At 40.4% G+C, this 24989-nt stretch carries 25 protein-coding genes; 11 read left to right on the forward strand and 14 right to left on the reverse strand.

The window, feature by feature from the left end; genetic code table 11:
- The 5 genes from AN490_RS00090 to AN490_RS00110 form a co-directional block, all read left to right on the forward strand.
- A partial coding sequence (locus tag AN490_RS00090) for a calcium-binding protein (RefSeq protein ID WP_299998730.1) occupies positions 1-517 on the forward strand: 517 nt, incomplete at its 5' end.
- 403 nt (positions 518-920) lie between these two features.
- Positions 921-1283, forward strand: coding sequence for an NAD(P)H-quinone oxidoreductase subunit 3 (locus AN490_RS00095; protein WP_015081487.1), 363 nt, complete (start codon positions 921-923; stop codon positions 1281-1283).
- On the forward strand, positions 1274-2011 hold the full coding sequence (locus tag AN490_RS00100) for an NADH dehydrogenase subunit K (protein ID WP_015081488.1): 738 nt from the start codon (positions 1274-1276) through the stop codon (positions 2009-2011). The genes AN490_RS00095 and AN490_RS00100 overlap by 10 nt, the downstream gene beginning before the upstream one ends.
- The gene (locus AN490_RS00105; RefSeq protein WP_015081489.1) at positions 2004-2531 is read left to right on the forward strand and encodes an NAD(P)H-quinone oxidoreductase subunit J; all 528 of its coding nucleotides are present in this window, start codon (positions 2004-2006) and stop codon (positions 2529-2531) included. Before AN490_RS00100 ends, AN490_RS00105 begins: the two co-directional genes overlap by 8 nt.
- 272 nt (positions 2532-2803) lie before the next feature.
- Positions 2804-3556, forward strand: a complete 753-nt coding sequence (locus tag AN490_RS00110) for a Uma2 family endonuclease (RefSeq protein WP_299998743.1) — start codon at positions 2804-2806, stop codon at positions 3554-3556.
- Positions 3557-3589: 33 nt separating this feature from the next.
- On the opposite strand, the gene AN490_RS00115 is transcribed toward AN490_RS00110, so the two are convergent.
- Positions 3590-4792 carry a Rid family detoxifying hydrolase gene (locus tag AN490_RS00115; RefSeq protein WP_299998745.1) on the reverse strand — a complete coding sequence of 401 codons (1203 nt, stop codon included), beginning with the start codon at positions 4790-4792 and terminating at the stop codon, positions 3590-3592.
- A gap of 171 nt (positions 4793-4963) precedes the next feature.
- Positions 4964-5395, reverse strand: coding sequence for an NUDIX hydrolase (locus AN490_RS00120; protein WP_299998747.1), 432 nt, complete (start codon positions 5393-5395; stop codon positions 4964-4966).
- 156 nt (positions 5396-5551) lie between these two features.
- Between AN490_RS00120 and malQ the strand changes: the two genes are divergently transcribed.
- Entirely contained in the window at positions 5552-7060 is a 1509-nt protein-coding gene (gene malQ / locus AN490_RS00125; protein WP_299998749.1) for a 4-alpha-glucanotransferase, read from the forward strand.
- A gap of 112 nt (positions 7061-7172) precedes the next feature.
- On the opposite strand, the gene AN490_RS00130 is transcribed toward malQ, so the two are convergent.
- Both AN490_RS00130 and AN490_RS00135 read right to left on the reverse strand, forming a co-directional pair.
- Positions 7173-7949 (reverse strand): RodZ domain-containing protein, encoded by a 777-nt coding sequence (locus AN490_RS00130; protein WP_299998751.1) that lies wholly within the window; start codon positions 7947-7949, stop codon positions 7173-7175.
- Between the two features lie 16 nt (positions 7950-7965).
- Entirely contained in the window at positions 7966-8739 is a 774-nt protein-coding gene (locus AN490_RS00135; protein ID WP_299998753.1) for a pseudouridine synthase, read from the reverse strand.
- 248 nt (positions 8740-8987) lie between these two features.
- On the opposite strand from AN490_RS00135, the gene AN490_RS00140 reads away from it, so the two are divergent.
- On the forward strand, positions 8988-9701 hold the full coding sequence (locus tag AN490_RS00140; protein ID WP_299998755.1) for a DUF2993 domain-containing protein: 714 nt from the start codon (positions 8988-8990) through the stop codon (positions 9699-9701).
- A gap of 103 nt (positions 9702-9804) precedes the next feature.
- Here AN490_RS00140 and AN490_RS00145 read toward each other — a convergent pair whose 3' ends face one another.
- Together AN490_RS00145 and cbiT are read right to left on the reverse strand one after the other, a co-directional pair.
- A complete protein-coding gene (locus AN490_RS00145; RefSeq protein ID WP_015081499.1) occupies positions 9805-10695 on the reverse strand; it encodes a phosphatidate cytidylyltransferase in 891 nt (296 codons plus the stop codon).
- A gap of 66 nt (positions 10696-10761) precedes the next feature.
- Entirely contained in the window at positions 10762-11364 is a 603-nt protein-coding gene (cbiT, locus tag AN490_RS00150; protein ID WP_015081500.1) for a precorrin-6Y C5,15-methyltransferase subunit CbiT, read from the reverse strand.
- 96 nt (positions 11365-11460) lie between these two features.
- Between cbiT and AN490_RS00155 the strand changes: the two genes are divergently transcribed.
- Entirely contained in the window at positions 11461-12855 is a 1395-nt protein-coding gene (locus tag AN490_RS00155; RefSeq protein WP_299998806.1) for a serine/threonine-protein kinase, read from the forward strand.
- 96 nt (positions 12856-12951) lie between these two features.
- Here the strand turns inward: AN490_RS00155 and psaB are convergent, their stop codons facing one another.
- Together psaB and psaA are read right to left on the reverse strand one after the other, a co-directional pair.
- Complete coding sequence (gene psaB, locus AN490_RS00160; protein WP_168652507.1) at positions 12952-15183, reverse strand: photosystem I core protein PsaB; 2232 nt, start codon at positions 15181-15183, stop codon at positions 12952-12954.
- 112 nt (positions 15184-15295) lie between these two features.
- Entirely contained in the window at positions 15296-17554 is a 2259-nt protein-coding gene (gene psaA / locus AN490_RS00165) for a photosystem I core protein PsaA (RefSeq protein WP_015081503.1), read from the reverse strand.
- A 531-nt stretch (positions 17555-18085) separates the two neighbouring features.
- Between psaA and AN490_RS00170 the strand changes: the two genes are divergently transcribed.
- Positions 18086-19411 (forward strand): hypothetical protein, encoded by a 1326-nt coding sequence (locus tag AN490_RS00170; protein ID WP_299998761.1) that lies wholly within the window; start codon positions 18086-18088, stop codon positions 19409-19411.
- Here the strand turns inward: AN490_RS00170 and glsA are convergent, their stop codons facing one another.
- Positions 19412-20326: a glutaminase A gene (gene glsA, locus AN490_RS00175; protein ID WP_299998763.1), complete on the reverse strand. Its 915-nt coding sequence runs from the start codon at positions 20324-20326 to the stop codon at positions 19412-19414. It abuts the gene before it with no gap.
- A 262-nt stretch (positions 20327-20588) separates the two neighbouring features.
- Here glsA and AN490_RS00180 point away from each other — a divergent pair, with 262 nt between their 5' ends.
- Positions 20589-20954, forward strand: coding sequence for a hypothetical protein (locus tag AN490_RS00180; RefSeq protein ID WP_271822787.1), 366 nt, complete (start codon positions 20589-20591; stop codon positions 20952-20954).
- Between the two features lie 58 nt (positions 20955-21012).
- Here the strand turns inward: AN490_RS00180 and aroB are convergent, their stop codons facing one another.
- A complete protein-coding gene (gene aroB / locus AN490_RS00185; RefSeq protein ID WP_299998766.1) occupies positions 21013-22125 on the reverse strand; it encodes a 3-dehydroquinate synthase in 1113 nt (370 codons plus the stop codon).
- A 130-nt stretch (positions 22126-22255) separates the two neighbouring features.
- Here aroB and petL point away from each other — a divergent pair, with 130 nt between their 5' ends.
- Positions 22256-22348 (forward strand): cytochrome b6-f complex subunit PetL, encoded by a 93-nt coding sequence (petL, locus tag AN490_RS00190; protein WP_035081422.1) that lies wholly within the window; start codon positions 22256-22258, stop codon positions 22346-22348.
- A 162-nt stretch (positions 22349-22510) separates the two neighbouring features.
- Here petL and AN490_RS00195 read toward each other — a convergent pair whose 3' ends face one another.
- The 4 genes from AN490_RS00195 to AN490_RS00210 form a co-directional block, all read right to left on the reverse strand.
- A complete protein-coding gene (locus AN490_RS00195) occupies positions 22511-22933 on the reverse strand; it encodes a type II toxin-antitoxin system VapC family toxin (protein ID WP_299998771.1) in 423 nt (140 codons plus the stop codon).
- Positions 22930-23184 carry a hypothetical protein gene (locus tag AN490_RS00200; RefSeq protein ID WP_299998773.1) on the reverse strand — a complete coding sequence of 85 codons (255 nt, stop codon included), beginning with the start codon at positions 23182-23184 and terminating at the stop codon, positions 22930-22932. The genes AN490_RS00195 and AN490_RS00200 overlap by 4 nt, the downstream gene beginning before the upstream one ends.
- A gap of 128 nt (positions 23185-23312) precedes the next feature.
- On the reverse strand, positions 23313-23876 hold the full coding sequence (locus AN490_RS00205) for a GTPase (protein WP_299998775.1): 564 nt from the start codon (positions 23874-23876) through the stop codon (positions 23313-23315).
- Between the two features lie 7 nt (positions 23877-23883).
- The gene (locus AN490_RS00210) at positions 23884-24870 is read right to left on the reverse strand and encodes a GTPase (RefSeq protein WP_299998777.1); all 987 of its coding nucleotides are present in this window, start codon (positions 24868-24870) and stop codon (positions 23884-23886) included.
- Between the last annotated feature and the right edge of the window lie 119 nt (positions 24871-24989).

Below are 24989 nucleotides of genomic sequence, written 5' to 3' on the forward strand. Positions count from 1 at the left end.
TACTGATGGAAATGACATTTTTTATGGGAATGCAGGAGATGACAATATTTCTGGTAATAGTGGTAATGACATCATTAATGGTGGTGCAGGAAATGACAATATTTCCGGTGGTAATGGTAATGATATCCTCATCGGTGGAATCGGCAAAGATACTCTCGTTGGTGGTTTAGGAACTGACCGTTTTGATTATTACAACTTAACTGATTCTCTCTTAAGTGGATTTGATATCATCACAGACTTCAACGCCACAACTGGTAATGATTTATTCCGTGTTTCTACTGTAAGAGCCGGATTTGTGAATGTGGGCGCAGTTAATACCCTGGATGCTGCTGGTATTGGGGCAAAATTAACAGCGGCAGCCTTTGGGTCAAATTTTGCGGCTCAATTCAGTTTTGGACAAAAAACCTTTGTGGCTATTAATGATGCAACAGCAGGGTTTAATGCGGCTAATGATGCCATTATTGAAGTTACGGGTTTAACCGGAACATTGAATGTCAATCATTTTGTGATTGTTTAGAGGATATTCAGCAAGTCAAACTTCCTACTGTTAATTAACCAAAACGGTTGGGACATGGACTTTTACAAAATTACGAAAAACCTAGATTTGTAGGGGTTTAGCAGTGCTAAACCCTTACCCACAGAATCAAATGATTAAGCCGTGTTGAGTATAAATAGTTCGACTTGTTTATAAGTGCTTAGAAACTGAGGTTAATAATCAAAAGGATTCAAATATACTGAGATCACCGACTTTTCTAAAAAGTCAGGGATCTCAATACAAATTCGAGAAAGCCCTAAAAGATATAATGTAAAAGAAGATTATCCATATATTGCAGTGAACAGTTATCAGTAAACGCCTGTCAAGCTATAACTCTGATAACTGATAACTTATTCCCTTACACCATTAGCGGTAGAAAAACATTGTGTTTGTTCTTAGCGGTTACGAGTACCTTTTAGGCTTTTTTCTCCTGTGTAGCCTAGTTCCAGTCCTAGCACTGTCAGCCTCAAAAATTCTTAGACCCACTGGTAACAGTCTAGAAAGACGCACAACTTACGAATGCGGACTAGAACCCATTGGCGGAGCTTGGATTCAGTTCAACATTCGTTACTATATGTTTGCTCTAGTCTTCGTTGTCTTTGACGTAGAAACAGTATTTTTGTATCCTTGGGCTGTTGCATTTAACCGTTTGGGTTTATTGGCATTTATCGAAGCCCTAGTCTTTATTTCGATTCTTATCATCGCCTTAGTTTACGCATGGCGCAAAGGAGCTTTGGAATGGTCTTAAATTCTAATATCATCACCCCAGACAAAGAACAAATCATCAACCCCATTCAACGGCCGACAGTTACCCATGAACTGTCAGAAAACGTAATTTTAACTACCGTTGATGACCTTTACAACTGGGCGCGGCTTTCTAGTTTGTGGCCTTTACTGTTTGGTACAGCTTGCTGCTTCATTGAATTTGCGGCTTTAATTGGCTCTCGCTTCGACTTTGACCGTTTTGGGTTAATTCCTCGTTGTAGCCCCCGCCAAGCCGATTTAATCATCACTGCGGGAACAATTACCATGAAGATGGCTCCCCAATTGGTGCGTCTTTATGAACAAATGCCCGAACCCAAGTATGTGATTGCTATGGGTGCTTGTACAATTACCGGGGGAATGTTTAGCGTTGACTCACCCACAGCAGTGCGCGGAGTTGATAAGCTGATTCCTGTAGATGTATATTTGCCTGGTTGTCCTCCCCGTCCAGAAGCGATTATTGACGCAATTATTAAACTGCGGAAAAAAATTGCCAACGAGTCTATGCAGGAACGGGATAACATCAAGCAAGTTCACCGCTACTACAGTACCACTCATAATATGAAGCCAGTTCCCGAAATATTAACTGGTAAGTATATGCAGTCAGAAACCCGCTTTAATCCTCCCAAGGAATTGACAGAAGCAATTGGTATGGCTGTACCCCCAGGATTGTTGACAGCAAAGACACAGAAGGAGGAACAAGCGCGTGGCTGAAGAAGAATCCAAACCAGTTCCCGTAGCGGAAGCACCTCTAGTTAAACCCGGTAAAGTTTCCCAATGGTTAGGGTCAAATGGCTTTTTCCATGAGTTTCTAGAACTTGACGCTAACGGAGTAGAAATAATTAAAGTCCCCGCAGATTTTCTACTGCCTATTTCTACAGCTTTGTATGCCTATGGGTTTAATTATCTCCAATTTCAGGGAGGAATTGACTTAGGTGCAGGAGAAGAATTGGTAAGTGTTTATCATTTACTTAAAGTTAGTGATAATGCTGACCGTCCTGAAGAAATCAGGGTGAAAGTGTTTTTACCCAGAGAAAATCCCTCTTTGCCTTCAGTTTACTGGATTTGGAAAACAGCAGACTGGCAAGAACGGGAAAGCTATGATATGTATGGCATCATTTATGAAGGTCATCCTAACTTAAAGCGGATTTTGATGCCAGAAGATTGGGTAGGTTGGCCTTTACGTAAAGATTACATCTCACCTGATTTTTACGAGTTACAAAATGCTTATTAAGGATTGCTGAAATTGAATTTTCAGTAGTGACAATTAACCCCTTTCCATTTGTGGAGAGGGGTAATGTTTTTTTACAATAGCAGGAGTTTCATGATCACATAAAATCAGATTTCTAGAATAATTGAACGCAGATAAACGCAGATAAACGCAGATAAAGACGGATGAATGGATTTTATAACTTCGTTGTAACTTCGTTGTTCGTTGCTATAACTGGTTAAACTAGGATTTAAGGCAAGCATTCATCCCCTAACCTGAATACAGGAAAACCCATCATGATCATTGCTACCCAAGCCTACCAAATCACTTGGGAAAAACTACCCGATGATTACATTCTCCCAGATGATCCAGTGGACAACATCTACCAACCAGCCCAAGCCTCTGCCCTGACTGAAAGCCTCCAATTAGCGGGTAAACTTCCCCCCAGTTGCCTCACACCGACTAACTACGGTATCTGTGCCACCGTCAATGGCAAAATTGTCATTAAAGCTCCTGATTGGGCTTATATCCCGGAAATTCGCGGCACTAAAAAAGAAGTCTTTCGTAGTTATACACCCGAACTACAGGGAGATATTCCAGTTATCGTTATGGAATTTATTTCTGATACAGACGGAACAGAATATTCCATTAAACCAACTTATCCCCCTGGAAAATGGTTTTTCTATGAAAAAATCTTAAAAGTACCTAATTACGCTATTTTTGAACCCGATAGCGGTAGTTTAGAATTTTACCAGCTAAACTCTAATACAGGTTTGTACACTTTGCAAAATCCTCACGAAAACCAACTTTACTGGATAGAGGAAATGAATCTTTATCTGGGAGTGTGGGAAGGGACAAGGGAAAACTTAACTGGTAAATGGTTAAGATTGTGGGACGAACAGGGAAATTTGTTGTTGTGGAGTTCCGAATTAGTAGCACAAAAACAACAAGAGATAGAACAAGAAAAACAACGCTCAGAACAAGAAACACAGCGTGCTGAAAGACTAGCTGCACAATTAAGAGCATTAGGTATCGAACCAGAAAACTAAAAGTAGGGTGGGACTCGCCCACCTTATAATTAATTAACTAGCAATAACAGCAATACAATCAATTTCTACCAACACATTTTTAGGTAAACGGGAAACCTCCACACAAGCACGCGCTGGGGCGGTATTTTCGGGAAAATATTTTGCATAAACCGCATTTACAGCGGCAAAATCATTCATATCAGCTAAAAATACACCAGTTTTGACCACATCTGCAAATGTAGCCCCTGCTTCTGTGAGGATAGCTTCAATATTTCTCATTACCTGTTCAGTTTGCTTAACTACATCTTCTGTGTAGACAACATCACCCAAACGAGGATCTATGGCAATTTGTCCAGCTACAAACAACATTTGTCCGGAAGCGAGAATTGCTTGATTGTATGGTCCCACTGGTGCAGGTGCTTTATCGGTACGGATTACTTTACGAGTCATAATATTTATCTCTTTTGGCTCTTTTGTTAATGGTGTTTCTGGTTTACCAAATTCTAAATCTGTAGATGTTTGGTAAACTTCTCCATCTGGCATTATCGCACCTGTCAGGTCAGCATTTTTAAAGGTTGCACCATAAATATTCGCGCCGGTTAAATCTGCTCTTTTCAGATTTGCATTATTGAGATTTACCTTCATTAAATCTGTATTTTGCAAATCTGCTCTTCCTAAATTTGCTCCTTGTAAATTGGCTTTCTGGAGATTTACACGGTTGAGGTTGGCTGCACCCAAATCAGCTTCAGCAAAATTCAAACCTGATAAATTTTTTCCTGATAAATGAACACCCCCAATTTTAGCTCGTTGAAAATTGGTATTTTTGACTAGGACATTATTTAGGTTGTTTGCTTGACTCAAATCACAACCAGTCAAGTTAGCATTAGTGAAATTAGCAGATTGTAAAGTAGCATCTCTCAAGTTTGCATTATCCAAATTAGCATTACTGAAATTTGCATTATCTAGGTTCGCTTTCCCCAAATTAGTACCACTCAAGTCAGCCCAAGTCAAATTTAAACCAGAACCGCTTACTAACTCACTCAAATTAGCGTTTGTTAAAGATGCCCTAGTGAGATTTGTGTTATTAAGATGTGCTTTACTCAGGTTAGCATTATTCAAATCTGCCCCCGATAAATCTGCACTTGTGAAGTCGATTTCACTCAAATTTGCACCTTTAAGGTCTACCCCCCTCAAACTTACAGAACGAAACCTACGTTCCCCAGCGGCGTATTTCTGTAAAAGTTCTTTAGCGTCCATAATGCACCATTGAATACTATGTAAACAGTATAAAACAATGCTTGACGTTAAAGTATAGGTATTGATGGCAATATTGCCTAATGATTATACCCCTACATATTTCTCATGTCTTCTTCTCTTACTTTGCGTCTTTGCTCCTTAGCGTCTTTGCGCGAAACCCATTCCAATCTACTATCCCAACCTTGGACGAATCCCATAATTTCTATACTGCCAATAATCCTGCAAAATCCGGTTATGATCAAAACACAAATTACCTGGAACACACCAAGGCTCAAAAATACCCAACCCCTTAGCATCATCACCCGCTAAAGGCTCACCCGTAGCTGTTGCTAAAAATACAATACTAATCGTATGTTTACGAGGATCGCGCTCAGGATCAGAATATACTAATAACTGTTCTATTAACTCTACTTTTAAGCCTATTTCTTCTTCTGCTTCCCTAATTGCTGCCTTTTCTACCGATTCACCATAATCAACAAAACCACCGGGTAACGCCCAGCCTAAAGGTTCATTATGTCTTTCAATCAGGATAATAGGGCGATGAGGTCTATCAATTAATTCAATAATAATATCAACGGTGGGTGCAGGATTTCTGTAAGTCATGATTCGGTTATGGTAGGGATTATAGATCCCCGACTTCTCAAAGAAGTCGGGGATCTGAGTTAATCTTCTCATTTCTTCACGAATCACAACAGTCAAGACTAACTATGCCATGATAAATTCAATGCGTGATTTATAAAAATATATTTCAGGTTAAATATGCCTTTTCCTAGATCCAGTGGTATTTTACTTCATCCTAGTTCTTTTCCCAGTCGGTTTGGTATTGGGGATTTGGGTTTGGAAGCTTATCGGTTTATTGATTTTCTCAAACATAGTCATCAGCAATATTGGCAAGTTTTACCTCTAGGTCCGACTGGTTACGGTAATTCCCCTTATATGTGCTACTCCGCAATGGCGGGAAATTACTTTTTGATTAGTCCCGAAAAGTTGCTAGATGAGGGTTTGTTAATTCCAGAAGATTTGGCTGATTTACCAGATTTTTCTGTAAATAAAGCAGATTTTAACGAAGTTATCCCTATTAAGGTTAATCTACTCATTAAAGCTTGTGAGGATTTTAAAACTAAAGCAAATTCAACTCAAAAAGCAGCTTTTGCTAAGTTTTGTGCTGATAAAGGCTATTGGTTAAATAATTATGCGCTATTTATGGCGATTAAAGATGCCCAAAAGGGTAAAAGCTGGCATAATTGGCAACCGGAATTAGCAAAGCGTGAACCAGCAGCTTTAGCAAAAATTACACAAGAGTTAAAAGAGGAGATTTTTTATTACAAGTTTGTTCAATATGAGTTCTTCCGGCAGTGGTCAGAACTGAAAAACTATGCTAATGAAAATGGAATAGAGATTATTGGTGATATCCCTATTTATGTAGCCCATGATAGTGCTGATGTGTGGGCTAATCCTGAGATTTTTGCTTTAGATGAAGAAACGGGAGAAGTGGCTTTAATGGCGGGAGTTCCACCCGACTACTTTAGCGCTACTGGTCAATTATGGGGAAATCCGGTTTATAACTGGGAAGAATTGCAAAAACAAGATTTCAAATGGTGGATATTACGCTTTGAGGCGATGCTGGATTACGTGGATATAATTCGCATTGATCATTTCCGGGGTTTTGAGGCTTATTGGGCTGTTCCCCAGGGAGAAACTACTGCCATGAATGGCGAATGGATTGAAGCGCCTGGAGTGGCTTTATTTGAGGCAATTAGAAAGCGTTTGGGTAAGTTACCTGTTTTGGCGGAGGATTTGGGAATTATTACGCCAGAAGTGGAGGCACTGCGAGATCAGTTTGAGTTTCCAGGGATGAAGGTGTTGCAGTTTGCCTTTGGTTCTGATCCCGGAAATCCATTTTTACCCTTTAACTACACTCGCAATGCTGTAGTTTATACAGGTACTCACGACAACGATACGACTGTAGGCTGGTTTAACACGGGAAATGATTATGAAAAGCAAAATTTATTGTTGTATTTGGGTTGTATAAGTCCTGATGGTATACACTGGGACTTAATTAGGTTAGCTTTAAGTTCGATCGCTAATCAAGCGATTATACCTTTGCAGGATGTATTAGGTTTGGGAACTGAAGCCCGGATGAATTTTCCTAGTACAGCGGAGGGAAATTGGGAGTGGCGTTACCAACCAGGTGTATTAACGCCAGATTTAAGCGATCGCTTAAAAACTCTCACTCTCCGTTACGGACGCGCTCATAGAGAAAAGTAGGGGAGCAGGGGAAGTGGGGGAAGTGGGGGAAGTGGGGGAAGTGGGGGAGAAATTTTCTTCCTTCTGACAACTAACCACTGACAACTGACTCCTGACAACTGACAACTGACTCCTATAAGTTTGGTTTAGCAGCAATTTTGATTTCTTTGGATTTCCCAAGTTCTCCCATTTCCTTCGATTCCTGCTGATTCACGCTCATTAACACACCACCAGCATTATCAGTTTTTACTGTCAGTTGGTCAGTGGCGTTCCAAGTGCGACTAGAACCTTGTGGTAAAACTCCCTCAAAGGCGGTTTTACCATCTGTAACCACACTAATCCAAGATGAGGTTTTTAAAGTCACACCAATTTGTACGGATTGATGCTCTTTCTTGCTGAGTAATGTATTACTAGCTGTTTCTTGCCCTTTTGACTGCGCTGCTGTATTTGGTTGAATTTGGCGGTTATTTGCCTGCAAAGTGGCATTATTCAACAACTGGGATAAACCGTTCACAGAACAGGAAATTAACCCAATATAAAGCAGGTAAAGATGAATAGGACGTAATTGAGGAAAAGCTTGTGCTTTCCAATGGGATTTAACACCCACTGATTGAGAACCAATGGGGAAATGACTGGCAAATTCTGCTCCCCGAACTCCTAAAGCGTCTGCGAACTGTCTAATTAAGCCTTGAATATAAATTGGTTCTGGTAAGTCGCTTAAATTACCTTCTTCAATTGCTTGCAAAAGTCGTCGAGGAATTCTAGTTAATCCGACTAACTCATCCAGAGTTAAACCTTTTTCTTGCCGTAGTGAAGCTAGTTGTGAGCCAAGTTGTCCTAACTTTTCGGCTTGATGTTCCTTGATAGAAGGTTTGATTGGCTGTTCATCCTTCTTTCTGAACCATTTCATATTTTTCCTTTACTCCTTAACTCGGCTTTGTCTGAATCGGTGTGCGAATTATCTGCTTATTTAAAAAACTCATCTCATCTTCACTAAGATGACGATATTTACCAGATGGCAAAAATGCTGTTGTTGACGTTTTTAATTGAATTAAACCAATAGCCGTACGATGTAGCTTGATAACTGGATATCCCAATTGTTCGGCTATGCGGCGAATTTGACGGTTTCTTCCTTCCTGTAAAACGATCTCTAACCAGCTTCTATCAATATGACTTTCAACTAAGCGCACTTGAGCAGGTCTTGTGATTCTTCCTTCCAGAACTATACCCTGACTCCAATTTTTGAGAACTGTTGCTGGGGGATGGCCTTGAACAACAACACGATAGGTCTTAGTAATACTATGACTGGGATGGGTAAGTCCATAGGTCAGTTCCCCATCATTGGTTAAAATCAAGGCTCCTGTGGAGTCTACATCCAAACGGCCTACCGGGTGAATACCCCATCCGGTTCTTAACTCTGACGGTAGCAGATCCAACACGGTTGGTCTTCCTTGAGGATCATGGCAAGTAGAGACAATTCCGGCTGGTTTATGCAGTAATAAATACATTTTGGATGGTCGCTGTTCTGCCAGCACAGGTTGACCATCAATAGAGATTTTGTCTTGAGAGGGATCGACTTTTTGACCTAAATGTGCTACTACCCCGTTAACACATACTCGTGATTGCCTCATCATTTCTTCGGCTTCACGTCGTGAGGCGATACCCCATTGAGCTAGAATTTTTTGTAACCGTTCCTCCATGTTTAAATTGTGATTTTCTTGCTGAATATTTTTATACTAAGTAGAACGGCTTGAATAATTCAAAGTTTGTAGTGAGGAATTTATTCCTCATTTAAGGGCTGAAGCCCTTACTACGAAATCATCTCCATTTTCGTCTACTTACTTACTAATGTTTGCACTTTGTTGTTAACCAACTTCCATGCTAAAGTTAAGAACTGTTTAAGATGCTCAATAATTGGGCATATTTACATTGATGTAACCGTCGAAAAATGACAGAACTAAGTTCCCCAAATCCAAATAATAGCAGAGTCAGGATCATTACAAAAGTTTTAACATCAGCGATTAAGCTCTGGTTAAGAAGCCAATTAAATCAAGTATCTCATTTAGAGGTACAGATAGAAGCAAGCGATCGCCAATTACTTTCTGGTTACATTCCTGGAGTATCAATTTCTGCTAGTAATGCAGTGTATCAAGGCCTTCGTGTTACACAAATCGAACTTGAGGCAGAAAAAATCCAACTGAATGTTGCTGCAATATTAAAAGGACAACCTTTGCAATTATCAGCAATAGTCCCTGTGGTTGGTAAGCTGATTATCACCGCACAGGATCTTAATAACTCTCTTTCATCTCCATTATTATTAACTGCTATAAATGATGGACTGATTCCACTATTAGCAGAATACAGCCTAAATTACCCGTTTATTACTTGGGAAAAAATCACCCTTGACAACCAGGTATTGATCCTACACGGTATCCCCATTTCTGAAACAGAAGGGGCATTTTTCAATATTCATTTAGGCTTAGAACTACGCAATGGTCAAGAACTGCAATTAACGCAGGTTCAGGTTAAGACCGATCAAGAGGTGCTTTTGGAAAGGAATTCTCCTTATATGATAAACCTGGGAACAGATGTTGATATCGAAAAAATTTCTCTGCTGCCAGAACAATTAACCTGTTATGGACGTATTAATATTAACCCATAACTATTAAAAAATCAAAACTCAATATTCCCTGAATTTACTTTAAATTGTATGGCTATTGTGAGTGACATGAGCAAGTTGAGATTAAATCTTATCTTAGTTCCTATTACAGCGTTTTTTCTAATAAAGGTAAAAGTAATGTAACGAAATAATACACTAGAGGAGCAGTGAAAATATAGCTATCGGTGCGATCTAAAATCCCCCCATGACCGGGGATCAATTGTCCTGAATCCTTGACACCGGCATCACGTTTCAGTAAGGATTCTGTTAAGTCACCCAATAAACTAGCAATACCAATAATTAGACCTAATGTGACACCAGTGATTAACCAATGGGGAAAATGGAGAAGGTAAGCTCCTACCATAGCAACAGCGACACTGGCAGTAATGCCAAAAACAGCACCTTCTACAGTTTTTTTGGGACTAATATCTGATAATCGCGTTTTCCCGAAGAATTTACCAAACGTATAAGCACCAATATCAGCAGCCCAAATACATAAGAATGTGAGGATAGTCGCGGTTAAACCCGCAGGGAAGGCAGTTAAATTACCTTGTCCAATATCTTGCCAATTAGATGGCCAATAACCACCTAAAGGTAAATTACTGCTAATAGCATGATCAATTCCTCGTAAGCGGACCCAGTAACTTGGTAAGTAACCGACATAAAACAAACCCATAATAGAAGCGGAAATATCCGCAATGGTGGCTAATTTGGGTTGAAATAGTAAATAAAAACAAATAAGTGTCCCGGCTATGGGCATAATTGCATCAGCTAAACTACCATTCAGGGTACAAATTGCCAGTAGAACTTGACTAACAATCATAGTAGTTTTGACTGAGGGTGTGATGCCGCGAGAACGGACCAAATTAAAATATTCTTGTTGACCTAAAAATACGACAATAGCGATCGCTATCGTAAAATACCAACCCCCTAAGAGGGTTGCAGATAGCGCCATGATAATCGCAATAATTCCACTAATAATTCGAGGCCAGGGCATAGGATAATATTGGGGATTTTAGATTTGGGATTTTGGATGCAACCCAAAACCGAAAACCGAAGGAATTTAATCTAATTTTTCACCACTAAGAATGAAAATGGGATCGGCTGCTACAAAGGTTTGAGAATAGCCCCGTGTTTCTAAGCGATTTACCGCTGACTGGACAACTTCAATATTCCTAACTCTCAACTGAGAAAAGCTTTGAGAAATAGCATACAGACTTTCTAGACTAGCAGCAGTAGCGACTACTCGGCCAGATGTTGGTAAATATTGCCATGCAGCTTGGACAATTTCCTGTATGGCTTTTCCACCTTCAATGCAGATCCGATCAGGTAGTAACTTGATTTGATCTAAGCATTCTGGGGCGCTACCTTCAATTACTTCGACGTTTTTGACTTCAAAGCGATCGCAGTTGCGTCTAATTAGGTTCGCAACATCCTCATCTCTTTCGATAGCAATCACTCGTCCGTGGGGACACAATAAGCTCACCTCTATAGGAATTGTACCTGTTCCTGCGCCAATATCCCACAATACCGAATTGGCTTCTAGTCGCAGTTGGGAAATTATCAGCAATCTTAATTCTCGCTGACTGAGGGGAATACCTGGTAAATTCTCAAATAATTCGTCGGGAATACCTGGGGTAATATAAGGCCAAAGTGGGGAAGGCATAAGCAATTAAAAATTAACAATTAAAATTTAACAGTTGGGAAAGGGGAAGATAATTTTGGTAGTTATGCTCATCAATGACATCAGGAAACTGCAATGATGAATAAGGAAATATTAGCTAATCGCTATGAAGTTCAACAACAGCTAGGCAAAAAAGCCGGGAGAAGGACTTTCTTGGCTACTGATTTAGTAACTGGAAAATCGGTAATTGTCAAGTTACTTGCTTTTAGTAATGATTTTGAATGGGATGATCTCAAATTATTTGAGAGAGAAGCTCAAACTTTAAAATCTTTATCACATCCCCATATTCCTGCATACTTAGACTATTTTGAGGTCAATTCCCCTACATATAAAGGATTTGCCCTGGTTCAGACTTATATTTCAGCCCAAACCATAGAACAATATTTACAAGCTGGGAGGAAATTTACAGAAATTGAAGTTAAAGAAATTGCTAAAGCAGTTTTAGAGATCCTTAAATACTTGCATGAGTTAAATCCACCTGTTGTCCACCGTGATATTAAGCCTAGCAATATTTTATTAGGAGAGCGCTCTGGCAATAGTGTCGGTTTAGTTTATTTAATAGATTTTGGTTCAGTTCAGACAGTCCTAGCAGCAGAAGCAGGGACAAGAACTGTTGTGGGGACTTATGGTTATATGCCACAGGAACAGTTTGGAGGGCGTACTGTTCCCGCTTCTGACCTTTATAGTTTAGGTGCAACCCTAATTTATTTGGTGACAGGGACTAACCCAGCAGATTTACCCCAAAAGGATTTTCGCATTCAATTTCAGCAAGTTGCTAATCTTAGTCCCAATTTCGCTAAGTGGTTGGAGCAAATTACAGAACCCAGTTTAGAAAAGCGGTTTTCTACTGCAACCCAAGCACTCAGAGATTTAAAGCAGCCACAATATGCTGATACGTTTGCTTTAACTGTTGGTAAACCAGCGGGTAGTAAAATTCAATTAACCAAAAATGAAGAGATTTTAGAAATTATTATTCCTCCAGTTGGCTTTCAATTTTCAACGGTATTTGTAGGTTTTCTTGCCATAGCCGGGAATTCTTTTATCTTATTTCAGACTATTGGTTTTTTGTCTCCTCCCTTTCCTACTAATATACCCTTTGCCTTATTTTCATTAGCTTTTTGGGGCTTAGGCTTTTCGATGATATATGGTAGATTTTCCAGTTTATTTGGTAGTGCCAAAATACATATAGATTCCCAACAAATTTCTGTGAATTACCAGTTATGGAAATGGACAATCCCCCGTCGTCGTTCATTTTCTAGAGAAAATATTGATAAATTAGTTTATACACCGAGATATTTTACTAAAGACTCAGATGGATATAAAACTCAAGTCCCTGCAAAATTGGTAATTTGGGTAGGAGTCGCAAAATTTGAGTTTGATGTTAATACTTTCACCATCAAATCTGAAGCAGAATTAGAATGGTTAGCGAGGGAATTAAGTGATTGGTTAGGGATAGAAATCACCAGTCCTTAGTTTTTAGGGGTTTAGCAATGCTAAACTCAAACCCATTAAAAAAATCCCCCACCTTACGGCAGGGGATTTTTAATTACCTAAAACTAGTAGTCAGGATCAACCGAACTTACCAGCAGTAGAAGCAATGAGGAACGCTGCGTAGGTGAGGATGTAGCCAACAGTGAAGTGAGCTAAACCAACCACACGAGCTTGAACAATGGAGAGAGCAACGGGCTTGTCCTTCCAGCGAACCAAGTTAGCTAAAGGAGTACGTTCGTGCGCCCAAACCAAGGTTTCAATTAACTCTTGCCAGTAACCTCTCCAAGAGATGAGGAACATGAAACCAGTAGCCCAGACGAGGTGTCCAAAGAGGAACATCCAAGCCCAAACAGACAAGTTATTCATGCCGTAGGGGTTGTAACCGTTAATCAACTGAGCAGAGTTAGCCCAGAGGTAATCACGGAACCAGCCCATCAGGTAGGTAGAGTTTTCGTTGAACTGAGCAACGTTACCTTGCCAAATACCTAAATGTTTCCAGTGCCAGTAGAAGGTTACCCAACCAATGGTATTCAACATCCAGAACATAGACAGGTAGAAAGAGTCCCATGCGGAGATATCGCAAGTACCGCCACGGCCGGGACCGTCGCAGGGGAACGCATAACCGAAGTCCTTTTTATCGGGCATCAGTTTAGAACCACGCGCATCCAAAGCACCCTTAACGAGTACCAAGGTGGTGGTGTGGATAGCCAAAGCGAAAGCGTGGTGAACCAAGAAATCGCCAGGTCCAATGGTCAAGAACAAGGAATTTGTGCCAGAGTTGATGGCATCTAACCAGCCAGACAACCAAACGTTACCAGCATTGGGGTAAGCGGTGTAAGCAATACTGTCGGGGTTAGACAACAGTACATTCAAGCCATACAGAGCTTTACCTTGGGCAGCTTGGATGAATTGAGCAAATACTGGCTCAATCAAGATTTGTTTTTCAGGAGTACCGAACGCAACAACTACGTCGTTGTGAACATATAAACCCAGAGTGTGGAAACCCAAGAAGAGAGATACCCAGCTAAGGTGGGAGATGATCGCTTCTTTGTGTTGTAACATCCGGTCAAGGACGTTACCTTTGTTTTGTTCAGGATCGTAGTCACGAACCCAGAAAATTGCTGCGTGAGCAAAAGCACCAACCATCAAGAAACCAGCGATGTACTGGTGGTGGGTGTACAGTGCTGCCTGTGTGGTGTAATCCTTAGCGATGAAAGCATAAGGAGGCAGAGCGTACATATGCTGCGCTACCAAGGAACAGATAGTTCCCAAAGATGCCAAAGCTAATGACAACTGGAAGTGCAGGGAGTTGTTGATGGTGTCGTAAAGACCTTGGTGGGGCAGGTTGAACTGACCTTCGCTCTTGCTACCGGGAATTAAACCAGATTTGGAGTTCAGCATTTCTTTGATGCTGTGACCAATTCCGAAGTTAGTCCGGTACATATGACCAGCGATGATGAACAAAACTGCGATCGCCAAGTGGTGGTGAGCCATGTCAGTCAACCACAAGGATTCTGTTTGGGGGTGGAAACCGCCCAAGAAGGTGAGAATCGCAGTCCCAGCACCAGTGGAAGTACCAAATAACTGGCCAGCGGTGTCAGGGTTTTGAGCATAAACGCCCCAGTTACCTGTGAAGAAAGGAGTTAAACCTTCTGGATGGGGAGCTACAGTTAAGAAGTTATCCCAGCCCACGTGGATACCACGAGATTCAGGAATAGCAACGTGAACCAAGTGACCTGCCCAAGCGAGAGAACTAACACCGAATAAAGCCGATAAGTGGTGGTTTAGACGGGGTTCAGCACTCTTAAACCAAGAGAGGCTAGGACGGAACTTGGGTTGTAAATGTAACCAGCCAGCAAACAGGAACAATGCTGCCAACAAGAGCAAACCAACAGAACCAGTATATAGTTCTGTGTTTGTCCGCATCCCGATGGTGTACCACCAGTGATAAACACCGGAGTAAGCAATGTTTACAGGGTTGCTTGCACCAGCTTGGGTGAAAGCTTCAATTGCAGGCTGACCGAAGTGAGGGTCCCAAATTGCATGGGCAATGGGACGGACGTGCAGGGGATCTTTAATCCACTGTTCAAAGTTACCTTGCCAGGCCACGTGGAACAGGAGGCTGGATGCCCACAGGAAGATGATTGCCAAGTGACCGAAGTGCGTAGCGAAAATCTTTTGGTAAAGATTTTCTTCCGTCATGCCATCGTGGCTTTCAAAGTCGTTGCCTGTAGCGATCGCATACCAAATCCGACGAGTAGTCGGGTCCTGTGCGAGATCCTGGCTAAATTTTGGAAATTTTGTTGCCATAGGTGTGATCTGTCCTCTGACCTTTAGCCATTATTTGTCAGCAAAATTTTAGATTTTAGATTCTGGATTTTGGATTAAATCTCAAATCCAAAATCCAAAATTCCACTGATTCTTATCCTACTGAAAGGATGTGTGCGTGGAAGAATGCCCAAGTGGTAGCAATTCCTCCTAATAGGTAGTGAGCCACACCTACAGCCCGACCTTGAGTGATGCTCAGTGCGCGAGGCTGAATTGTTGGGGCTACTTTCAGTTTATTGTGCGCCCAAACAATGGACTCAATTAATTCTTGCCAGTAGCCACGACCACTGAACAGGAACATTAAGCTGAACGCCCAAATGAAGTGAGCGCCTAAGAACATGAGTCCGTAAGCGGATAACTCAGTTCCGTAGGAGTTAATTACTTGTGTAGCTTGCGCCCACAAGAAGTCACGTAACCAACCGTTGATGGTGATAGCACTTTCTGCAAAGTTGCCACCAGTAATGTGATTTACTGTGCCATCTGCATCTACTGTTCCCCAGACATCAGATTGCATCTTCCAGCTAAAGTGGAAAATTACAATTGATAAGGAGTTATACATCCAGAAGAGTCCGAGGAAGATGTGATCCCAACCGGAAACTTGGCAAGTACCGCCACGACCTGGACCATCGCAAGGGAATCTGAAGCCTAAGTTAGCCTTGTCTGGAATCAGACGAGAACTGCGGGCATACAATACACCTTTGAGCAAGATCAGAACAGTAACGTGAATGGTGAATGCGTGGATGTGGTGAACCATGAAGTCCGCTGTACCCAAAGCAATGGGCATCATTGCGACCTTACCGCCTACAGCTACCAATCCGCCACCAAAAGCATGACTAACTACTTGAAGAGCGTTAGGTGCTGTGTTGCCGGGAGCTAATGTGTGCAGGTTTTGCACCCATTGAGCAAATACTGGTTGCAATTGAATTGCACTGTCGGAGAACATATCCTGGGGACGACCCAAGGCACGCATGGTGTCATTGTGAATGTATAAACCAAAGCTATGGAAGCCTAAGAATATAGATACCCAGTTGAGGTGAGAAATGATAGCGTCACGGTGACGAATCACGCGATCCAATACGTTGTTTTGGTTAACAACAGGATCGTAATCCCGCACCATGAAGATGGCTGCGTGAGCAGCGCCACCAACAATCAAGAAACCACCGATCCAAATATGGTGAGTGAAGATACACAATTGTGTTGCGTAATCAGTTGCCAAGTAAGGATAGGGAGGCATCGCGTACATATGATGGGCGATGATGATTGTCAAGGAACCCAAGAAAGCTAGGTTAGTAGCTAATTGAGCGTGCCAAGAAGTGGTGAGGTTTTCGTAAAGACCTTTGTGACCTTCGCCAGTGAAAGGACCTTTATGAGCTTCGAGAATATCTTTGATGTTGTGACCGATACCCCAGTTGGTACGGTACATATGACCAGCAACGATGAACAGTACAGCGATCGCTAGGTGGTGATGAGAAATATCAGTCATCCACAAGCCGCCTGTAACTGGGTTTAAACCGCCCTTAAATGTGAGGATATCCGCGTAAGCGCCCCAATTTAAGGTGAAGAAAGGTGTTAAACCACTAGCGAAACCAGGGTAAAGTTCTGCCATTTTTGCTGTATTAAACAGCAATTCATGAGGCAATGGAATGTCCTTAGCTGCCACACCTGCATCTAACAGATTGTTGATTGGTGCAGAAACGTGGATTAAGTGACCAGCCCATCCTAAAGAACCACAGCCTAGCAACACTGATAAGTGATGATTCAGCATTGACTCCACGTTCTGGAACCATTCCAGTTTAGGAGCGCGTTTGTGGTAGTGGAACCAGCCAGCAAATAAGAACAAGCCTGCTAATACCAAGCCGCCAATTGCAGTTACATATAGCTGGAAGGAGCTAGTGATACCCCAGCCACGCCATACTTGGAACAAGCCAGATGTGATTTGAATGCCGCGGAAACCGCCGCCCATATCACCGTTTAAGATGTCTTGACCAACAATAGACCAAACAGTTTGAGCGCTAGGCTTAATGCCTAACGGGTCAGCCAGCCAAGCTTCGTAGTTAGAGAACTTAGCACCGTGGAATAACATTCCGCTCAGCCAGATTGTTACTACAGCCAAATGGCCGAAGTGGGCGGCGAATATCTTGCGGGAGATGTCTTCTAAATCGCTTGTATGTGTATCAAAATCATGGGCGAGGGCATGGAGATCCCAAATCCAGGTTGTGGTTTTTGGGCCTCTCGATAAGGATCTGTCGAAATGTCCTGGCTTTGCCCATTTTTCAAATGAGGTAGGAACCGGATCATTGTCAACGATCACTCTTGCTTTTTTTTCCTCTCGCTCCGGAGGACTAATCGTCATTCGACCTCCTCTCTATAAGGAATGGGGAATCATGAATACCACCTAGAATAACACAGTCGCTGTTTTCCGATTGCTCTTGTCCAGCGATGCGGTTGCCGTGTGGAAAAGAAAAGTTGTTTCTGTTGAATTATAGAGTGAGAACTTGCACATTGTTATAGACCTGTTAACAATAATTAAACATAGCCAAGTTTATTGTCTAATTTACGTTACCAGTTCCTATACATTGTTCAAATGTCAATAGACTCTTCATTTAATTTACAAAGAACAACAATTTGCAAAACTGATGATTTATACGGAAATCGGCTTAAACCCTTGCTGTTTAGCTACTTTTACCCAAAATTAGCGGTCTATAAGCAAATTATTTTCCCGGGATTAAGTCAAAAAAATCACTTATTTGGTATTTTAATCAAAGAAAAGTAAGTAGATTTATAACTTTGGTCATAGATTTATGCTCTTAATCCATAGTCCATGAGTCATAATTTGCGCCACAATGATTGCGTCAATTGTTAAAAACTATTAAGGAATAAAAACATGAACACTGGGTGCAGAAAATTTTTTGAGTTACTTTTCTCAAATAGATTCCCAATTATTAAATGGGTTGTTACATTAGTGCTAGTTGTAAATTTGAGTAGTTGCGCTGAAGCAGCAAATAGCCAGGAAATATCTATCAATCCCTTCATGAAAGCGCCCCCAACTTCAGAAATTTCTGGGACATTTTCCGAAACCGCACCACCAAATGTTATCCAAGCATTGCGTCCCAGTTTGGAGGGTTATCAACCCCAAGTCAGCATCCTCAGTCCCCAGGTAGATGAAATTCTTCAAGACAATATAGTTAAAGTAAGGTTACAAGTTAAGGACTTACCGATATTTAAAGACCCTCAATGGCAACTTGGACCTCATTTGCACCTAATTTTAGACAATCAACCTTATATAGCTGTTTACGATGTAAATCAGCCGGTGGTATTGTCAGACTTATCCCCTGGTACGCATACTCTTCGCGTTTTTGCTTCTCGTCCGTGGCATGAAAGTTTTAAAAATGAAGGTGCTTATACTCAAACCACATTTCACGTCTTGACGAAAACCGAGGAAAACAACCCAGATTCTAAATTACCGTTACTTACTTATAGTCGTCCCAATGGTGGTTATGGTGCAGAACCCATTATGCTGGATTTTTACCTAACTAATGCACCATTGCATAGTCTCGCTGAAACTAATCCTGAAGATACAATGAGCAATTGGCGCATTCGGAGTACAGTTAATGGTGAAAGCTTTATTCTTGATCGTTGGCAACCTATTTATCTCAAAGGGTTTAAACCTGGTAAAACTTGGGTAAAACTGGAATTCCTCGATAATCAAGGACAACCTGTGAAAAATGCCTTTAATACCAGTATCAGATTAATTAATTATCAACCCAATGGTCAAGATACTTTATCCAAAATTGTCAGAGGGGAATTGACAGCAGATGAAGTCCGTGGCATTGTAGACCCAACTTATACTGCTAAAATTCCAGCTACTGAGGCTACACCAACTCCAGCAACGAAAGTAGAGAAACAGCCAATTCCTGAAGTTAAAGTTCCTGAAGTTAAAGTTCCTGAAGTTACACCAACTCCAGCAACGAAAGTAGAGAAACAGCCAATTCCTGAAGTTAAAGTTCCTGAAGTTAAAGTTCCTGAAGTTACAACAATTCCAGCAACGAAAGTAGAGAAACAACCAGTTCCCGAAGTTAAAATTCCTGAAGTTAAATCAACTCCCGTTGCGTCTCCCCCAGTAGCAGCAGAAGCAAAAGTCACGGAAACAGAGGAATCAAATTTACCTAGTGAGACAATGGAAAATCCTAAATCTCAATTTCAAGAGTAATTAACTAAAAATACTCAGTTGCAAACTTTGAGATAAAGTTTCCATTAGTGCCAAACCAGCTACAGGATTACCTACAATATCTAAGGCAGGACTGTAGCTGGCGATCGCTCCATGATTTGGTATGATGGCGACAAGTCCACCACCAATACCTGATTTTATTGGTAAACCAATTTTCACAGCATACTCAGCGGAAGCTTCATATAAACCGCAAGTTAACATCACCGCATTCACAATTTGACGGTGTTGATTTTTGATCACCTCGCTTTTGCAAGCTAATACTTTTCCTAACTTCGCTAAATCTTCCACTGTCCCAGATATACAACATATTTGCTCATAAACATCAAGAGATAATTCAATATTATTTAAATGTCCAGCTTCGTAGAGATAGTTAGTAATATCTATATTTATCCGAGAACGACTAACACGGACTGAAGCTAAAATATTTGCATCTATATATAATTGAGTATCTGCTAATTTATTTAACCATTCACAAAACAATTGTGTGCATTCATTTCCATCTTTTCCTGGCAACTTATCAGCGAGAGTAATAGCACCACTATTAATCATGGGGTTGCGAGGATATCCATTATCTGCTATTAATTGCACTAAAGAATTAAAAGGCGCGTCCGAGGATTTAACCCCAACCCATTGTAAAACCTGTTTTACTCCGTAATATTCGAGCAGGTATAGTAGAGAAAATGGCTTTATCACACTCATAAATGGAAACACACAAGCCGTATCTCCCAAACTATAATTTTCTCCTGGTTCGCAACTTATATGAACAGCAAAACGGTTAGGATTAACAATAGCTAATTGAGGAATGCGTTCAATAACTTTTCCCTGTGTTGCTTGGGTTTTTGATTGTTCTACCCAGCTAGATAAATTATGTATATTGATGCTTTTTATTCCTAGCACAAGCCGAAACCTCAAATTAAAACATAATCTGGATTATATCTTAATGAGTATTTACTCTAACCTTTCATGTAACTAATTTTAAATAAAAAGCCGAAAATTTACGTGATATTAGCAATTACGGGTAATTGGTAAAAGGCAATAAAAAGATAAATATTCCCTGTTCCCTGTTCCCTGTTCTTAGGTAAGATAGACTGATTAACAACCAAGTTGTCGGAAAAGATAAATTGGTTTATTTCCTTAATGACAAGGTTTTTAACAGTACATGAACAAAAGATTTATTTTAACTTTAATTTCTAGCCCCGTATTGTTCACATCCATGTTATCTATGGTGATGATGGCTAGACCTGCTTATGCTAGTCAAACAATTGACGCTACTGGGACTCATCTATCTTGCGTCATGTCTCCCCATTCTGCAACTCCGAAAAAGGTATGTATACAGGTAAGTAATACTTCTCCTGCTGTTGCAAAAGAACCCATGCAAATAGCACAAGTAGATACAAATAATCCCAAAGAACTAGAATTTTCTGATGCTGAAAGTGATTTAGCTATCAAGCTATTTGGCTGTGATTGCCCTGTTTGTATCAATGCTGCTCGGCAATTGAATGGTTCAGCGCCTTTGCCAGTATAGAAGGAAAGGGCAAACAGCAGGAAGCGGGGGAAGAATTTTCTTCTTCTTCTTCTTCTTTCTAAACTCCTGACTCCTGACTCCTATTCCCTAATAATACTTCTCGAATTATTTCCGTTGGTACTTCGTCGGTAACTTTGACTGCACCAATTTGGGTTGGTAATACAAAGCGGACTTTACCAGATTTAACTTTTTTGTCCAATTGCAAAGCATCAATAAGAGCTTCAATATCTAAATCTGCGGGTATTTGGGTGGGTAAACCTGCTTTTTTGATTAAGGCGTTTTGACGTTCTGCGTCTGCTTGTTGCCAAAGTCCCAATTTTACAGCAATTTCTCCCGCTGCTACCATACCAATGCCTACAGCTTCACCATGTTTAAACAGACGATACTCTGTGAGACTTTCCACCGCATGACCAATGGTATGACCATAATTTAAAATTGCCCTCAGTCCAGATTCTTTTTCATCTTTGCTAACTACATCTGCCTTTGCTTGACAGGAATGAGTTAATATGCTGTTTATCAGGTCGGATTTTACATAGCGGAGTTGATCAAGGTGTTTGCTTGCTGTTAGTTGAGTAAATAACTCGGTGTCCCAAATGATTCCGTATTTGATCACCTCTGCCATTCCTGCCCGAAATTCCCTAGCAGGCAGGGTTTTTAAGACTTCTGGGTCAATTAAAACTAGACTGGGTTGATGAAATGCACCAATCAAGTTTTTACCGTGGGGATGATTTACGCCGGTTTTGCCACCAATAGCTGAATCTACCATTGCTAAGAGACTGGTGGGGACTTGCACGACATTGATGCCTCTGAGCCATGTAGCGGCAGCAAAGCCTGTCATATCACCAATTACCCCTCCTCCCAAGGCAACCATTGTTGAGGAGCGTTCTAGGCGATTTTCCAGGGCGATGTCGTAAAGTTTTTGAATGGAGTTGAGAGTTTTGTAGCGTTCACCGGGGGGTAGGTTGTAGCTGACAACTTCAAAACCGGCATTTTGCAAAGATGCGATCGCTCTTTCGCCATAATATTTAAATATCATTGGGTTGGAAACTAGCAATACCTTTTTACCTAGTTTCAAACTCGCCATTTGTTCACCTAGTTGATCTAAACTCCCAGGTGCAATGGTAATATCATAAGACTTTTCAGGTATATCTACTTTAATTACAGAAGTCATTCCCTAACCCTAATATAATAACTTGTCTAGGTATTTTACCCCAAGTTGACAACCTCTTTTCTATTCCCTGTTCCCTTTAATAATTATTGATGATTGAATAGAAATAAGTAACTAATCTGGAGCAAAACAAATGGCTGTAGTTGAATATATTGTCTTTTTAGGCGTGTTTATGGGTGTGGCAGTTGGCTTGCTATTTGGTCTACGCGGAGCTAAGATCCTTTAATTCTACAATTAGACGCTAATTAAACCCACTTTATGTGGGTTTAGGTATCGGTTTCAATCAGATTATCAAATGTCTATTTACTACTTTGCTGTTTGATTGCAAGTTTTCACCATTTCTATCTCTAACTCAAGTATCCGAGCAATTTGTTCTACAGTTAGTCCCTCATTTAATAAACCAATTCTCAATTATCAGATCCTCAAAATCCTGAAAATCTGCCACATTATTTGTTACTAAAATCAAGTCATTGCAGAAGGCAATACTGGCAATTTGTCCATCAATAAAAGCAGGTGTTTTACCAATTTTCGATAATCTAGCTCTTTCCTGTGCGTGCCATTTTGCAGTATTGATATCATAATCAAGAACTGGCATTTTAACAGGTATTTCTTCAATATAATCTTCTAAAAAACGTTTTCTTCCAGATTCAGGAGGTAAATGTAAACAGCCAAATAATAATTCATGAATAACTACCGAAGCTGTAGCTACTTCACCTTGGTACTGATTCATTTTATCAACTACTAATTTATTAGGGATTTTTTTGTTAATTTCCGAAATAATATTAGTGTCTAAAAGAAAACGAAAAGTCACAGTTCCACCTCTCGTCCTGGACTGCGATCTCTAAGATTGGCAAAATCATCATCTGTAAATTCAATACCTTCTCTTTCCATCCGTTCTCGAAATCGCAAGGTCATTTCCCAGAAATTTTCACCGTCAGAATTAAAAGTTGGTTTATTTGGTGGTAATTTATGTTTGAGAAATTGAATAAAATCTAAAACTTCCTGTTGTTTATCGGTTGGTAACTCTCGCAGATTTTCTAAAACTGCTTGTTCAATGGTCATAGTTTCACCTCTACTACTAGGCTATAATTCTATTATAAATGACATCACCATTAATTTTTATTTTCTCCTCCATTGTTGATATCAATCAGCGTCGACTGAGGATTATTGATAGTCTTAGAGAACGCCTACTAAAGCTTAAAAATTGTTGATATTGGTAAAGCACTATCTGCCCAGTCTTCAATCATATTATCAATAAGCCAATAATCATGAAAATTATAAGACTGATTATAGGTAATTTGTCGCAGGTAGTTTCGTATATCTTCGTATCTTTGCTTAGTTGCTTCATCTCTCCGGTGAAACGGAACAGACGCAGCAAAAGTCAAGATCAAAATTGTCCGACTCCAGATTTGTGATCCTAAATGTTCAGTTAGTCTAGATAGTGTTCGTTTTTCATCAGGACGAAAGCGCGTATCATCAAGACGACTGATATAAAAAGTTGCAAAAGTTTGTTTTAAATTGACTTTCTGTTGAATTAAGCCTAAGTATTTATTGTCACACTCAAGATCATCTTCAGCCAGCCCTGGGGTATCAATCAGACAGACATCTCCCCAAGGACTATTATAAGCATAATGCTCAATAACTCTTGTACAGGCTTCATATTTTGCTGTTTCAGCAATATATTCGCCAAATACTGAGTTAATAAAACTGGATTTACCTACTCCAGTCCGCCCAACAAGCAAATACTTACGCATAAATTACTTATCCAAATATACCCTTCCATACGCCCACTAGCGCACCAACTGTACCGCCAACTACTTCACCACCTTTTCCCAATAGTTCTGAAACAACTGGTCCGCCAATTGAACCGATTGCTTCACCAATCATTTGACCTGTTACTGCACCTGCTTCTGTGGATTGAATTATTATATCTACAGTTCTGTTTCTGACAATTCCTGCTTGTCGTTCATTCAAATATATTGCTGGTGCTGTTGGTGGTGGACTGGGTACATAAACTATTTCACGTTCAATTTTTGGTGGTTGAATACGCTCAACAGTTGACATAAAGAATGCTCCAGCCCCTTCTCTCGCCATACGCGTGTAAACTTGTGTGTAGAGTTCTCCTAACCAGCGTTCACCATCGGGAGTAAATTCTTTGATATTGCTCACTGCAATAGAAGGAATATTATTGGCAATTGCTATTCCCGAATACGTAGAAATTTCCTTGCGAATTAATTCCGTGCGTTTTTCCAAAAATTCAGGATACTCTTCTGGTGAAACTTTATCTGCACAGGTGAAGACGATAATTGCTTGTTCCCATATTTTAGGGTTAAAAGCTTCAGAAATTAGCTTAATACCTCTTTTTTCATCAGAGAGAACCCTGTTCTCATCCAGTTCCGTAACAAACCACATTAGATCAATACGACTTGTATTTAACCTGATTCGTTCTAGATACTCATAGTCGTTCCCTTTCTTTTCTAAATCATCGCACAACCCAGGTGTATCAATTATTGTAAACTTTACCCCTCCAATTTCACTTTTATACCTTTCAACAGTCATTGTTGTTGGCTCAAATTTACCAACAGGAGCAATTTTTTTTCCCATAAGACTGTTAGCTGTGCTAGATTTACCAACACCAGATCGACCTACGAGCAAAAATGTAAATTCTTTATCGCGTTCAAGTTTAAATTGTTCAGCTATGTTTTCTGCAAGACGCTTGGATTCTTCTGGCAAATTTTTATCTAGCATGAGTTGTATTGTTTACTTGATGATATTTAACATTGTATCTATGGAGTATTTCATAAAGATGTATAGATTAAAAGACGGAACATAGCGGATTTAGTAGGAAGTTTTATAAAGAAACTTTA

Origin of the sequence: Anabaena sp. AL09, assembly GCF_001672255.1 — a bacterium.
Lineage (GTDB): Bacteria > Cyanobacteriota > Cyanobacteriia > Cyanobacteriales > Nostocaceae > Dolichospermum > Dolichospermum lemmermannii.